The organism is Pseudomonas granadensis (assembly GCF_900105485.1).
In the GTDB taxonomy this organism is placed as follows: Bacteria; Pseudomonadota; Gammaproteobacteria; order Pseudomonadales; family Pseudomonadaceae; genus Aquipseudomonas; species Aquipseudomonas granadensis.
Genome location: NZ_LT629778.1, coordinates 2205867 through 2218760 on the forward strand (window position 1 = coordinate 2205867; position 12894 = coordinate 2218760).

General features: G+C 61.5%; 13 protein-coding genes. 3 read left to right on the top strand and 10 right to left on the bottom strand.

Annotation, left to right across the window (positions count from 1 at the left end):
* Positions 1-773: 773 nt before the first annotated feature.
* Together yghU and BLU52_RS09775 are read right to left on the bottom strand one after the other, a co-directional pair.
* Positions 774-1613 (bottom strand): glutathione-dependent disulfide-bond oxidoreductase, encoded by an 840-nt coding sequence (gene yghU, locus BLU52_RS09770; protein ID WP_090282986.1) that lies wholly within the window; start codon positions 1611-1613, stop codon positions 774-776.
* A gap of 72 nt (positions 1614-1685) precedes the next feature.
* Positions 1686-2618 carry a LysR family transcriptional regulator gene (locus BLU52_RS09775; protein ID WP_090282987.1) on the bottom strand — a complete coding sequence of 311 codons (933 nt, stop codon included), beginning with the start codon at positions 2616-2618 and terminating at the stop codon, positions 1686-1688.
* A 127-nt stretch (positions 2619-2745) separates the two neighbouring features.
* On the opposite strand from BLU52_RS09775, the gene BLU52_RS09780 reads away from it, so the two are divergent.
* A complete protein-coding gene (locus BLU52_RS09780) occupies positions 2746-3015 on the top strand; it encodes a DUF2798 domain-containing protein (protein ID WP_090282988.1) in 270 nt (89 codons plus the stop codon).
* 3 nt (positions 3016-3018) lie between these two features.
* Here the strand turns inward: BLU52_RS09780 and BLU52_RS09785 are convergent, their stop codons facing one another.
* On the bottom strand, positions 3019-3525 hold the full coding sequence (locus tag BLU52_RS09785) for a cupin (RefSeq protein ID WP_408003550.1): 507 nt from the start codon (positions 3523-3525) through the stop codon (positions 3019-3021).
* A gap of 236 nt (positions 3526-3761) precedes the next feature.
* On the opposite strand from BLU52_RS09785, the gene BLU52_RS09790 reads away from it, so the two are divergent.
* Positions 3762-5549 carry a thiamine pyrophosphate-requiring protein gene (locus BLU52_RS09790; protein WP_090282989.1) on the top strand — a complete coding sequence of 596 codons (1788 nt, stop codon included), beginning with the start codon at positions 3762-3764 and terminating at the stop codon, positions 5547-5549.
* On the top strand, positions 5546-6283 hold the full coding sequence (locus tag BLU52_RS09795; protein ID WP_090282990.1) for a DUF72 domain-containing protein: 738 nt from the start codon (positions 5546-5548) through the stop codon (positions 6281-6283). The genes BLU52_RS09790 and BLU52_RS09795 overlap by 4 nt, the downstream gene beginning before the upstream one ends.
* A 253-nt stretch (positions 6284-6536) precedes the next feature.
* On the opposite strand, the gene BLU52_RS09800 is transcribed toward BLU52_RS09795, so the two are convergent.
* The 7 genes from BLU52_RS09800 to BLU52_RS09830 form a co-directional block, all read right to left on the bottom strand.
* Complete coding sequence (locus BLU52_RS09800; RefSeq protein WP_090282991.1) at positions 6537-6758, bottom strand: hypothetical protein; 222 nt, start codon at positions 6756-6758, stop codon at positions 6537-6539.
* Between the two features lie 119 nt (positions 6759-6877).
* Positions 6878-8557, bottom strand: coding sequence for an MFS transporter (locus tag BLU52_RS09805; RefSeq protein WP_090282992.1), 1680 nt, complete (start codon positions 8555-8557; stop codon positions 6878-6880).
* A 189-nt stretch (positions 8558-8746) separates the two neighbouring features.
* Positions 8747-9514 (bottom strand): phosphonate ABC transporter, permease protein PhnE, encoded by a 768-nt coding sequence (gene phnE / locus BLU52_RS09810; RefSeq protein ID WP_090282993.1) that lies wholly within the window; start codon positions 9512-9514, stop codon positions 8747-8749.
* On the bottom strand, positions 9511-10335 hold the full coding sequence (locus BLU52_RS09815; RefSeq protein WP_090282994.1) for a PhnE/PtxC family ABC transporter permease: 825 nt from the start codon (positions 10333-10335) through the stop codon (positions 9511-9513). Before BLU52_RS09815 ends, phnE begins: the two co-directional genes overlap by 4 nt.
* Positions 10329-11126 carry a phosphonate ABC transporter ATP-binding protein gene (locus tag BLU52_RS09820; RefSeq protein ID WP_090282995.1) on the bottom strand — a complete coding sequence of 266 codons (798 nt, stop codon included), beginning with the start codon at positions 11124-11126 and terminating at the stop codon, positions 10329-10331. Before BLU52_RS09820 ends, BLU52_RS09815 begins: the two co-directional genes overlap by 7 nt.
* Positions 11123-11986 (bottom strand): putative selenate ABC transporter substrate-binding protein, encoded by an 864-nt coding sequence (locus BLU52_RS09825; protein ID WP_090282996.1) that lies wholly within the window; start codon positions 11984-11986, stop codon positions 11123-11125. The genes BLU52_RS09820 and BLU52_RS09825 overlap by 4 nt, the downstream gene beginning before the upstream one ends.
* A 394-nt stretch (positions 11987-12380) precedes the next feature.
* Entirely contained in the window at positions 12381-12782 is a 402-nt protein-coding gene (locus BLU52_RS09830) for a RidA family protein (protein WP_090282997.1), read from the bottom strand.
* Positions 12783-12894 lie beyond the last annotated feature (112 nt).

The following is a 12894-nucleotide window of genomic DNA, read 5'->3' on the forward strand; positions in this document are numbered from 1 at the left end:
AAAGTAAGCAAAAAAACGCTTGCTCCTGCGTTCGGCCCTCGCAGGCTCGGGTCCCTTCGCTGCGGAATCGATCCGGGCGCAGCGGCTACGGTTTGCTTCGCTGCACCTACTTCCGCTGTGTCTGGCTGCGCCAGACGGTCGCTGCGCTCCCACGCCCGGATCAATCCCTCCGCTCAGCCTTCCGACGTCGCCGGTGGATCAAGATCAAAAGCACTCGAGCTAACGCTCATTGTTGAGTGGTTAGAAGCGGATGGTTGGCTTTCGATCTGCGGTGTATTCGCCCCTCATCGGAACGCCGCCCGCCCAGCCCTCTCCCGAGGGAGAGGGAGCCGATTTGTGAGCTGTTCAAAACCTGAGTTCGACTCGGTATTGCACGTTGGCGTAGCACTCGCATCCACCACGGTCAGTCCCCTCTCCCTCCGGGAGAGGGCTAGGCGGGCGGCGTTCCGATGAGGGGCTTTTGATTTTCAGGCTGATTTCAAGCCTCAGCTTCCAACGTCGCCGGTGATCAAGATCAAAAGCACTCGAGCTAACACTCGGCCTGGTTGTTGCGCGCGGTCTTTGTGGGGGAGCCTGCAAGCGATAGCGGCCTGACAGCCCATCAAAATCTGTGAGATGTACCTGGCCCAACTGTGGGAGCCAGCCTGCTGGCGATGGCTTTCTTTCGGTCAATACGAAGTTGAATGTTCAACCGCTATCGCTTGCAGGCAAGCTCCTACAGTTTGACCGCGTTCTTTCAGCCGGAACGCGGTCAGCCTGTAACAATGCCGGTATCAGTTCAGATCATCTGCACTATGGCGTTCCGGCACTTGGCTGGCTTCTTCGCCCCAGGTGCGATTGACGCGCTGGCCGCGTATTACCGCCGGGCGTTGGGCGATGTCTTCGGCCCAGCGCTGGACATGGGTGTATTCGTGCGCGGCGAGGAATTCGGCGGCGGAGTAGACGTTGTTGCGCACCAGTTGCCCATACCACGGCCACACCGCGATGTCGGCGATGGTGTACTCGTCGCCGGCAAGGTAAGTGTTTTCTGCGAGACGCTGATTGAGCACGTCCAGTTGCCGCTTGGCTTCCATGGTGAAGCGGTTGATCGGGTATTCCAGTTTTTCCGGGGCATACGCGTAGAAATGCCCGAAGCCACCGCCCAGATAAGGCGCCGAGCCCATTTGCCAGAACAGCCAGTTGAGTGTTTCGGTGCGTCCGGCCGCGTCTTTGGGCAGGAATGCGCCGAATTTTTCCGCCAGGTACAGCAGGATCGAGCCGGACTCGAACACGCGGATCGGTGGTTCGACGCTACGGTCCAGCAGCGCCGGAATCTTCGAGTTCGGGTTGATCTCGACGAAGCCGCTGGAGAACTGATCGCCCTCGCCGATGCGGATCAGCCAGGCGTCGTATTCGGCGCCGGCATGCCCCAGCGCCAGCAGTTCCTCAAGCAGGATGGTCACTTTCACGCCGTTGGGCGTGGCCAGCGAATACAGCTGCAAGGGGTGTTTGCCAACCGGCAGGGTCTTGTCGTGAGTCGGCCCGGCGATCGGGCGGTTGATGCTGGCGAAGTGGCCGCCGGACGGGGCTTCGTGTTTCCAGACTTTGGGCGGAACGTAAGGCGCATTGCTCATGAATCGGACCTCATCGTGGGCAGGCTGAAAGTAGAGGGTCACCGTAAGGAAAATTTCCGGCGCATGCCAGAGTTAGTTGCTGGCAGCAGACTCGTCCTTCGGCCAGCGTGCGGCCAGTTGCTGCGTCAGGTACGCCAGAAACGCACGGACTTTGGACGTCATCGCCGCGCGTTCCTGCACGCAGGCGTAGATATCCATTGGCTCGGTCACTGCGCTGTGCGGGTTGTCGAACAACGGCAGCAGTTGGCCGCTGGCCAGATATGGCGCGGCGACGAACTCGGCCAGACGGGTGATACCCGCGCCATGCACGGCCATTTGCGTCAGCGCGTCGATATCGTCGCTGATCGCGCTGGCCTGGATGGGCGCGTCATAACGCTGCCCGTCGCGGACAAAACCCCAGCGCAGGAAGCGCCCGTCCAGCGGGTAACGAAAGGCCAGGCAGGCGTGGTGTTGCAAGTCATCAGGCGATTGCGGCCAACCGGCGCGCTCGAGATAAGCCGGTGCGGCGCAAAAAATGAAGGGCAACGAGACCAGCTTGCGCGCAACAATGCCATCTTCGAGTTGCGGGCGGATGCGCAGGCTCAGGTCGATGCCAGATTGGATATGATTGATCTTGCCGTCTGTGGTCGACAGCTCGATCAGCAGGCCTGGGTGTTGCGCGGCGAATCCGGCGATCAGGCCCGCGAGCACGTGCCGGCCGAACGCGGCGGTGGACGCGATGACCAGACGTCCTTTGAGTTCTTCCTGATCGCCGCAGATCGAACTCTGCGCAGATTCCAGATCCGCCGCAATCTGCCTGACCTTTTCGTAATACACCGCGCCGTTCTCAGTCAGCGCCATGCTCCGCGTGGTGCGTTGCAGCAGGCGTACGCCCAGATGCGCTTCGAGACGGTTGAGCGTCTGGCTCACTGCCGCCGCGCTCACCCCCAGCGATTTGGCGGCGCCGACGATCGAGCCGGATTCCACCACTTTGATAAAACTGGCAATCGCCGCGAGAAGATTCATTCAGGGGCCGTGCACCGCAGATTCGTAAATTCTGCTTTATAAAGTACCAGCCGGTAGCCGTCTAGTTGCGTGCCGGCGGCGTTGCTAAGGTGCGGGCTCCCTGTCAATGTCAATGGAAAAAAGCCCTATGAGTGAAGCCACCGAAACCGCCATCTCCAGCCGCCGCAAGCTCTCGCCGCGAGCCACGCCGTATGTGTTCGCGTTGTACATGGCGACGATCATGGCCTTTCTCATGTCGCTGGTGATCACCGCGGCGAACGCCGGAATTGATAACGATTACCTGAGCAATGCCTTGCACGCCTACAAACTGGCGATGCCGGTGGCCTTCCTGTGCATTCTGGTGGTTCGGCCAGTGGTGAGCAGACTCGTCGCGCTGACCGTGCACCCGCATCGCTGAGCGCTATCTGGCCCAGCGCTGCAACAGTGCGCCGTGCTCGCCCTGCACTGGGTCCTGCTGCGGAAACTCCACATCGGCGAGATTCTGAAGTTGCTCGGCATTCGGCGCTTCAGTGCAAATATCGCCTTGCTGCCCGGGTGGATATGCGCCGACCACGAGAAAGTCGGGGCTGGACTCCAGGCTGCAATGGCCAGTGCCGACCGGCAGCAGCAGCACATCACCGGCACTGACTTGCACCTCGCGTCCACCGGGCCCGCCGAGCATCAGCCGCGCATGACCCTGAGCGACCCCCAGCACCTCATGGCCCTGGGTGTGGTAGTGGTGAAAATCGTAAACGTGATAGCGAAACTGCGGCGGCCAGCCGTTGGCACGAAAGGTCTGTTCGATCAGCGCGGCCGGGTCGTCACCTTCGAGGGCTATCGCGCTGGAATACACCAGCACCGGCAACTGCGGATTGTTCGGTACCCAGTCGTTACGCTCGAGCAAAAAAGAAGTTACGTCAGTCATCATTCGTCCTCCGGCGGTCGTTGTGCAGTCGACCGCGGGGGAGGGCGAACGCCTCAGAAAAACTCGTCGAATGGCTGACAAAAGGCTCTTCGATGCGTCATCCAGTCTCGCTGGCGAATCGCTCGCCAGTGCAAATTCATCGAAACTTCGCCGTTCCGTCGATGGTCCAGACCCATACACCTGCCGGCGCGTGCCGCGTCGCAAATGCACCCTGTAAACGGTGAAAGGCGAGGATCAAGATGACGATGACAGTGGGAGATTTTCTGGTCGAACGGCTCAGCGAATGGGGCGTGACGCGCATTTTTGGCTACCCGGGCGACGGCATCAATGGCGTGTTCGGTGCGCTCAGCCGGGCGCAGGGCAAGATCGAATTCGTCCAGGCGCGGCATGAGGAAATGGCCGCGTTCATGGCCTCGGCCCATGCCAAGTTCACTGGAGAGCTCGGCGTGTGCATCGCCACTTCCGGTCCTGGTGCGTCGCACTTGATCACCGGGTTATACGATGCGCGGATGGACCACATGCCGGTGCTGGCCATCGTCGGCCAGCAGGCGCGCACGGCGCTGGGCAGTCACTACCAGCAGGAACTCGATCTGGTTTCAATGTTCAAGGACGTCGCCGGCGCGTTCGTGCAACAGGCATCGGCGCCGGCGCAGGTCCGTCATCTGCTTGATCGTGCGGTGCGTACGGCTGTCGGAGAACGGCGGGTGACGGCGATCATCCTGCCCAATGATTTGCAGGATCTACCTTACGAAGCGCCGCCCAGAGCCCATGGTACGGCGCATTCAGGCGTCGGCTACAGCAAGCCGAAAGTGCTGCCTTACGAGGCGGATCTGCAGCGCGCCGCCGAAGTGCTCAACGCCGGCCAGAAAGTCGCCATTCTGGTGGGCGCCGGGGCGTTGCAGGCGACCGATGAAGTGATTGCCGTGGCGGAAAAACTCGGCGCCGGGGTGGCCAAGGCGTTGCTCGGCAAAGCCGTGTTGCCCGACGAGTTGCCGTGGGTCACCGGCAGCATCGGCCTGCTCGGCACCGAGCCGAGCTACAAGCTGATGAGCGAATGCGACACCTTACTGATGATCGGTTCGGGTTTCCCGTATTCGGAATTCCTGCCCAAGGAAGGCCAGGCCCGTGGCGTGCAGATCGATCTGCAACCCGACATGCTCAGCCTGCGCTACCCAATGGAGGTCAACCTGGTCGGCGACGCAGCAGAAACCCTCGCCGCGCTGTTGCCGCTGCTGGAGAAAAAAGACGCGGGCAAATGGCGCAAGAAAATCGAAGGCTGGCGCGGTACCTGGGAGAAGACCCTGGAAAAACGCGCCATGGCCAAAGCCAATCCGATCAACCCGCAACGCGTGGTTTATGAGCTGTCACCACGCTTGCCCGAGCAGGCGATCATCACCAGCGATTCCGGTTCGTGCGCCAACTGGTACGCACGCGATCTGAAAACCCGTCGCGGCATGAAATGCTCGCTGTCCGGCGGCCTTGCCTCGATGGGCGCCGCCGTGCCCTACGCGATTGCTGCCAAGTTCGCCTACCCCGAACGTTCGGTCATCGCGCTGGTGGGCGATGGCGCGATGCAGATGAACAACATGGCCGAGCTGATCACAGTCGCCAAATACTGGCGGCAGTGGGCAAGCCCGAAATGGATCTGCGCGGTGTTCAACAATGAAGACCTCAACCAGGTGACCTGGGAGCAGCGGGTGATGGAGGGCGATCCGAAGTTCGAGGCTTCGCAAAGCATTCCCGATGTGCCGTATCACCTGTTCGCCATCTCGATTGGTCTCAAGGGTATTTACGTTGATCGCGAAGAGGATGTTGCCGCCGCGTGGGAGCAGGCGCTGGCCTCGGACGTGCCGGTGCTGATCGAATTCAAGACCGACCCGAACGTGCCGCCGCTACCGCCACACATCAAGCTGGAACAGGCGAAAAAGTTCGCCACCACGCTGCTCAAAGGTGACCCGGACGAGGCCGGTGTGATTGTGCAAACCGCCAAGCAAGTCCTCGGCGCGGTGTTGCCAGGCAAGAAATGAACAGCGATGAGCGTGCAGCGAAGCTGTTGATTGGCTGTGCCGGCTGGAGTCTGGGCCGTGAGTATTGGCCGCAATTTCCTTCGGTCGGCACGCATTTGCAGCGCTATGCGGCGCGGCTCAATGCGGTGGAAATCAACAGCTCGTTCTACCGTCCGCATCGACGCCAGACCTATGAACGCTGGGCTGACTCGGTGGCGGACGGTTTTCGCTTTTCGGTGAAAATGCCCAAACAGATTACCCATGAGCGGCGCTTGCTCGGTTGTGAAGTGCTGCTTGATGAATTCCTTGCGCAGTGCGGGGGGTTGGGGGATCGATTGGGGTGTCTGCTGGTGCAGTTGCCGCCGTCGCTGGGGTTTGATGAGGTTGGGGCAGACAGGTTTTTTCGTCTGTTGCGTGAGCGCTTTGACGGCGCTGTGGTGCTGGAGCCGCGACATGACACTTGGGTGGCGGCTGAGCCGATGCTGGTCAGTCATCGAATCGCTCAGGCAGCGGTGGATCCTCCGCGCATCAGCACTGACAGCAAACCGCGAGGTTGGGCGGGGGTGCGGTATTGGCGGCTGCATGGATCGCCGCGGATTTATTTCAGCGATTATTCGGCGGATTTTCTGCAGGTGCTGCGCAAGAGGTTGCAGGCCGAGGCGGCGCAAGGTGTCGAGACCTGGTGCATTTTTGATAACACGGCGGGTGGGGCTGCTCTGGGAAATGCGTTGAGCCTGCAACAGCCCTCACCCTAGCCCTCTCCCAGGGGGAGAGGGGACTGACCGCAGTGTCTTTTGTCCTACATCGACCTGAAGAACCGTGTCGATTATGGATTCACAGCGAATCGTTCAGGCTAGCGTAACGCTTGAATATCCCCCAATCAGTCCCCTCTCCCTCCGGGAGAGGGCTAGGGTGAGGGCAGACGGTCTCGAGCCCGAAGAACATTCAGCGTCGAGCACATTCTCCCTCATAGCTCGGGCAGAACGGGCTACAACTGACCAAACCTCCTCAATTGCCATCCGCCACCTTGCGCTCGATCTCATCCACCTTGCGCTGCAGCTCTTCGGCGTCCTGCTCTTTCACCCGGGTCGACGACGGAGTAATGACCTTGTCCACGCCCTCGGTGGTTTCATCGCGATCTTCAAGCGCACGCTCCACCACATTCACCGGTTTACCGGAAGTGTCGGTAGGTGGGCCGTTCGGGGTTTTGTCGTTGTGGTTGCTGTTCATGGTGGTGACCTCCATTGGTGTAACCATTGGAGGCGTCACAAAGCGGCGGGTTCGATCTTTTTCAGCCGGCTGACAGCGAATGGCGCCCACCCATTGCAAGCGGGCGCCGTGATCACCGATCAGTCCTTGAGAATGTCGCGGTCCTTGGTTTCCGGCAGGAAGAACGTGCCGAGCACCGCTGTCATCACGGCGATGACAATCGGGTACCACAGGCCGTAATAGATATCCCCGGTGGCCGCGACCATGGCGAAGGCCACCGTCGGCAGGAAGCCGCCGAACCAGCCGTTGCCGATGTGGTAGGGCAGCGACATCGAGGTGTAGCGGATGCGCGTCGGGAACAGTTCGACCAGCCATGCCGCAATCGGCCCGTAGACCATGGTCACGTAGATCACCAGGATGGTCAGCAACAGCAGCACCATCGGGTAGTTGATCTTCGCCGGGTCGGCTTTTTCCGGGTAACCGGCTTCCTTCAGGGCGGCGGCGAGGTTGGCGGTGAACGCGTCGTTGCGTGCCTTGAAGTCGGCGGCGGGCAGGGCGCTGCCTTCGAAGCTCTCGATGACCTTGTCGCCGATGCGCACTTGCGCCACGGTGCCCGGTTCGGCGTTAACGTTTTCGTAAGGGATCGCGCGTTTCGCCAGCAGCGTCTTCGCCAGATCGCAGGAACTGGTGAATCGGGCCTTGCCCACCGGGTCGAACTGGAACGAGCACTGATCGGGATTGGCGATCACCTTGACCGGGTTTTTATCCTGCGCCACGAACACATCGGGATTGCCGTACTGAGTCAGCGCGTTAAAGATCGGGAAGTAAGTCAGCGCCGCCAGAATGCAACCGACCATGATGATCGGCTTGCGCCCGATGCGGTCGGAAAGGCTGCCGAAGATCACGAAGAACGGCGTGCCGATGATCAGTGAGCCGGCGATCAGCAGGTTGGCAGTCTGCGCATCGATCTTCAGCGTCTGCAACAGGAAGAACAATGCGTAGAACTGCCCCGTGTACCAGACCACCGCTTGCCCGGCCGTACCGCCGAGCAGCGACATGATTACCACTTTGAGGTTGTCCCAGCGGGCGAAGGATTCGGTCAGCGGCGCTTTCGACGCCTTGCCTTCGGCCTTCATTTTCTGGAACACCGGCGACTCGCTCAGTTGCAGACGGATGTACACCGAGACGATCAGCAGCAGGATCGACAGCAGAAAAGGAATCCGCCAGCCCCACGCTTCGAACGCTTCCGTGCCCAGCGCGGTGCGGCAGGCCAGAATCACCAGCAGCGACAGAAACAGCCCGAGCGTGGCAGTGGTTTGAATCCACGAGGTGAAAAAGCCGCGCCGGTTGCGCGGCGCGTGCTCGGCCACATAAGTCGCGGCGCCGCCATATTCGCCGCCCAGCGCCAGCCCCTGGAGCAAACGCAGGATGATCAGGATGATCGGTGCGGCGACGCCAATGGTCGCGTAACTGGGCAGCAAGCCGACAATGGCAGTGGACACGCCCATGATCACGATGGTGATCAGAAAAGTGTGTTTGCGCCCGATCATGTCGCCGAGCCGGCCGAACACGATCGCGCCGAACGGCCGCACCGCAAAGCCCGCCGCAAAGGCGAGCAGGGCAAAGATGAACGCGGTGGTTTCGTTGACGCCGGCAAAGAAGTGTTTGGCGATGATCGCCGCCAGTGAGCCGTAGAGGTAAAAGTCGTACCACTCGAAAACCGTGCCCAGGGATGAAGCGAAGATAACCTTGCGCTCTTCCTTGGTGATACCGCCGCTGCGCGGTGGACTGCCGGTGGATGCTGTGTCGATTGAGGCCATGGGTGTTCTCCGTTGTGCTTATTGTTGTAGGCCGGAGTCCCCCGTTACTGCTTGTTCACTCTGGCCTTGTGGCAAATATCGCCCTTGCTGTCGCGTGTCGCGTGCACAGTCTGACCGCCTCGCCGGGCGGCGAGGTTTCCTCAAGCATAATCAGCTTTCGCCAGATATCCACTGAGCTGCCTGTAAACCCTAGGCCTTGACCCAGCGCTGGCGGCTCCAGGCACTCAACCAGTCGACCAGAAACACCAGCACCAGCATCGCCAGAATCACCGTACTGGCCTGGGCTTCCTGGAACAGGCTCAGGCTGACGTAGAGCATCTGCCCCAGCCCGCCGGCGCCGACAAAGCCCAGCACGCTGGCCATACGGATGTTGTTTTCCCAGCGATACAGCATGTAGGCGAGCAGTTGCGGCGCAAGGTTCGGCAGGGTGCCGTAGCAGAACGCGAGCAGCGGATTGCCGCCCTGCAAACGGATCGCTTCGGCCGGTTGCGGCGGGGTGTTTTCCAGCGCTTCGGCGAACAGCCGACCGAGCACGCCGGTGGTGTGCAAGGCGAGGGCGAGGGTGCCAGCGTTGGGCCCCAGGCCCGCCGCCAACACCATCAGCGCCGCCCAGACCAGTTCCGGAATCGCCCGCAGACCGTTGAGCAACAGGCGCGAAAGGCTTTGCAGCGGCCAGCCGAAACGCCCGGCGGCGGGCAGCGCCAGGACGATGCCGAACACCGCGGCGAGCAACGTGCCGAGCGCCGACATGGCCAGGGTTTCCAGCGAACCGTGGAGAATCGCTTTGAGGTAGTCCGCGCTCAGGTCCGGACTGAGAAAGCGCTGCACATAAGCGCCCATCTGCTTGAGGCTGGCAGCGCTGCCCAGTTCGCCGAGGTTGAGCCCCAGATAGCTGAACGATGCAATGACCGCGACGCCGATCGCCACGATCAGCAGCAGATTGATCAGGCGATTCATGCCAGCCTCCAGCGCAGCAAACGGCTGAACTGGTCGGCCAGCAGCACCAGCAGCAGAAACATCAGCAGCATGCTCGCCACTTCGCCGCCAGCGAACATGCGGATCGACAAGTCGATCTGCTGGCCCAGACCTCCGGCGCCGACAAAGCCCATCACCACGGAAGCGCGGATCGCGCATTCCCAACGATAGACGCTGTAAGACAGCAGTTCCGCCGCGACATTGGGCAGCGTGCCGTAGGCGAACGCCGCCAGTCGACCGCTGCCGGCCTGCATCAAGGCGTGGGCCGGGCGTTGGTCGGTGGACTCGAAAATCTCCGCGTACACCTTGCCCAGCATGCCGCTGTAAGTGATGGCAATCGCCAGCACGCCTGCCGCCGGGCCGAGGCCGACCGCACGCACGAACAGCAGCGCCCAGACGATCTCTGGCACGCTGCGCAGGAAAATCAGCAAGCCGCGTACCGGCCAGCGCAGCAGCCGTCCCCAGCGACTCGGGACGCCGCCCCGTGACGCCGCCGACAGTGACAACGCGCGACTGGCGATCAGGCTGGCCGGCACCGCCAGCAGCAACGCCAAGGCCATGCCGGCCGTGGCAATGGCCAGGGTTTGCAGGGTCGCAGTCAGTAAAATCTGCATGAACGCGGCGTCATGCGCTGGCGGCCAGAACTGCGCGACAAAGCGGCCCATCTCGTTCTGGCTGTCAGGCAGCAACACGCCTAGATTCAGTTCGCTCAAATGAATGCCCGGCCACAGCACGGCAATCGCCAACAGCGTCAGAAGCAATCTCGGCCAGGCCGCCGGGTCGCGTGAATCGGCCTTCAGCATCGTGGGATCTGCACGGTCAGCGGCGCCACCGCCGCAGTCGGCGATTGCAGTTTTTCGTTGGCGTACAGCGCGTCGAGCATCTCGTGGCTGACTTGCCCGGACGGGCTGTCGAACAGGATTTGTCCGTCACGTAGACCGATGATGCGCGGGAAGTGCGACAGTGCCAGGTCCACCGCGTGCAGGCTCGCCACCAGGGTGACGCCATGCTCGCGGGCATGGCGCGACAGCACCGACAAGGTATGCCCGGCCATCACCGGGTCCATCGCCGACACGGGTTCGTCGGCCAGCAACACCTCCGGCGCCTGATACAGCACGCGGGCGATGCCGACACGCTGCAACTGGCCGCCAGACAATTGCTGGCAATGCGCAAACAGCTTGTCACCGAGATCCAGCCGCGCAAGCGCCGCACGCGCACCGGCCACATCCAGCGGATGCAACAGATTCAACAGGCTTTTGCCCAGACTCCATTGGCCAAGCTTGCCGGCCAATACCGCCGTGACCACACGCTGACGGGGCGGCAGCGGCGGCGCCTGATGCACCAGGCCAATCCGCGCCCGCAGGCGTTGACGCTGGCGGGCGGACAAATGCCAGGCGCGTTCGCCAAGCACTTCGATGTCACCGCTGCTGGGCCGCAACGCGGTGGCCAGCAGGTTGAGCAGGCTCGATTTGCCGGCGCCGGACGGGCCGATGATCGCCACCTGCTCGCCCGCGGCAATCTGTAAATCGACAGAGCGAAGGGCATCGACGCCATTGGCATGGCGCAGGCTGCCCTGGTTGAGGCGTAGGGTCATTTCAACAATTCGGCGGCGCGGGCGGCTTCCTCGATGCCCTTGTAATTCTCGGGTTTGGTGTCGATGAAGCGGCTGGCGGCCTGCAGATCGAGGATCTTCTTCTGCTCAGGCTTGGCCGGGTCGAGATCGAGGAAGGCTTTCTTGATTTTCGCCGCGAGGGCCGGATCAAGGGTGCCGCGCACGGTCCAGTTGTAATCGAAGTAGGTCGGCGTGGTGGCGAAGACCTTGACCTTGCTGGTGTCGACCTTGCCGGCATCCACCAGTTTCTGCCAGACGCTGGCGTTTAGTACACCGGCGTCGACCTTGCCGGCCTGCACCCAGGCGACGGTGGCGTCGTGGGCGCCGGAATAGGCGACACGGCTGAAATACGCTTCTGGCTTGATGCCGTCGTTTTTCAGCATGAAATAACGCGGCATCAGGCTGCCGGAAGTCGACGACACCGAACCGAAGGCGAAGGTCTTGCCCTTGAGATCCGCGAGGCTTTTGACGTTCGGGTCGGCCGTGATGAATTTGCTGGTGAACTGCGCGTCCTGCTCACGCTGGACCAAGGGAATTACTGGCGTCGTCGCCTCGGTCTTCAAACGTGCCTGAACAAAAGTAAAACCACCGAGCCAGGCCATGTCGAGGCGATCGGTAGCCAAGGCTTCAACCACGGCCGGATAATCGGCCACCGGCACGAACTGCACCTTCATGCCAAGTTGCTGTTCCAGATACGCGCCCAGCGGTTCGAACTTGCGCAGCAGTTCGGTCGGCGCTTCGTCCGGAATCGCGCTGACGCGTAACACATCAGCGGCTTGCGCCATCAGCGCAGACATAGACAGGGCCAGGCCGGCGGTCAGTGCCAGGGTTCGTTTGAGCATGAAATTCTCCGTTTCGTAAGCGTCCAAAAGGCTGAAGTCGCGACGTGTGACGCACACTCAGGGTAGACGAGTCGGCGAGGTTATACGTATTCACACGCACAAAGGCCAGCGCCTTGGTCAGGCGCTCGGCCCCGGAGTGAAAGCTCCGGGGCCTTTTTGTTGAAGATAAAAAGATGCGATCGTTCCCATGCTCCGCGTGGTAATGCCTCAAGGGACGCTCTGCGTCCAGTGACGCGGAGCGTCACGGCTGCATTCCCACGCAGAGCGTGGGAACGATCAGATACCTCAGGTGAGCCCGTGATTGAGGATGGCTATGCAACCAGACACGGCTGGGCTTGGCAACCGGTCGGCTATGTCCGGGTATTTTCAGCCGCCGGACCGTGTTGTAAATCGATCAGGCTGCCTCGGGCAACCGGGCGATCACCTTGATCTCAAAATCGAACCCATACAGCCAGGTTACGCCCACCGCCGTCACCGTCGGGTGCGGTGCATCCCCCCAGAATTCGCTCAGCACGACGTTCCAGATCGTTTCGAATTTCGACTGCGGATCAACGATGAAAATCGTCACGTCGACCACGTCCTCGAAGCTGGCGCCGGCCTCATCGAGGATCGCGTTGAGGTTGTGGAAAGCCTGACGCACCTGATCTTTCAGATCCGGTTCTGGCGTGCCGTCCTCGGTGCTGCCGACTTGCCCGGAGACGAACAAAAAACCGTTGGAGCGAATCGCCGGTGAATAGCGGTGGCGCTCGTAGAGCGTGCGGCGGGTGGGCGGGAAAACAACGTCGCGCTGAGTCATCAGGGTGTCTCCATCAGTGAGGTGATGGCGCCACTTTAGGTATTTGCAGCGGGCCGATAAACGCGCAAGCTTGGCGTTCACTGTTTGTAAATTCCAAACAATCGAGGCGCGC

Bases quoted from the DNA above. Each gene is read 5' to 3' on its own strand.
- yghU (WP_090282986.1), bottom strand. From the start codon at position 1,613: ATGAGCAATGCGCCTTACGTTCCGCCCAAAGTCTGGAAACACGAAGCC.
- BLU52_RS09775 (WP_090282987.1), bottom strand. From the start codon at position 2,618: ATGAATCTTCTCGCGGCGATTGCCAGTTTTATCAAAGTGGTGGAATCC.
- BLU52_RS09780 (WP_090282988.1), top strand. From the start codon at position 2,746: ATGAGTGAAGCCACCGAAACCGCCATCTCCAGCCGCCGCAAGCTCTCG.
- BLU52_RS09785 (WP_408003550.1), bottom strand. From the start codon at position 3,525: ATGATGACTGACGTAACTTCTTTTTTGCTCGAGCGTAACGACTGGGTA.
- BLU52_RS09790 (WP_090282989.1), top strand. From the start codon at position 3,762: ATGACGATGACAGTGGGAGATTTTCTGGTCGAACGGCTCAGCGAATGG.
- BLU52_RS09795 (WP_090282990.1), top strand. From the start codon at position 5,546: ATGAACAGCGATGAGCGTGCAGCGAAGCTGTTGATTGGCTGTGCCGGC.
- BLU52_RS09800 (WP_090282991.1), bottom strand. From the start codon at position 6,758: ATGAACAGCAACCACAACGACAAAACCCCGAACGGCCCACCTACCGAC.
- BLU52_RS09805 (WP_090282992.1), bottom strand. From the start codon at position 8,557: ATGGCCTCAATCGACACAGCATCCACCGGCAGTCCACCGCGCAGCGGC.
- phnE (WP_090282993.1), bottom strand. From the start codon at position 9,514: ATGAATCGCCTGATCAATCTGCTGCTGATCGTGGCGATCGGCGTCGCG.
- BLU52_RS09815 (WP_090282994.1), bottom strand. From the start codon at position 10,335: ATGCTGAAGGCCGATTCACGCGACCCGGCGGCCTGGCCGAGATTGCTT.
- BLU52_RS09820 (WP_090282995.1), bottom strand. From the start codon at position 11,126: ATGACCCTACGCCTCAACCAGGGCAGCCTGCGCCATGCCAATGGCGTC.
- BLU52_RS09825 (WP_090282996.1), bottom strand. From the start codon at position 11,986: ATGCTCAAACGAACCCTGGCACTGACCGCCGGCCTGGCCCTGTCTATG.
- BLU52_RS09830 (WP_090282997.1), bottom strand. From the start codon at position 12,782: ATGACTCAGCGCGACGTTGTTTTCCCGCCCACCCGCCGCACGCTCTAC.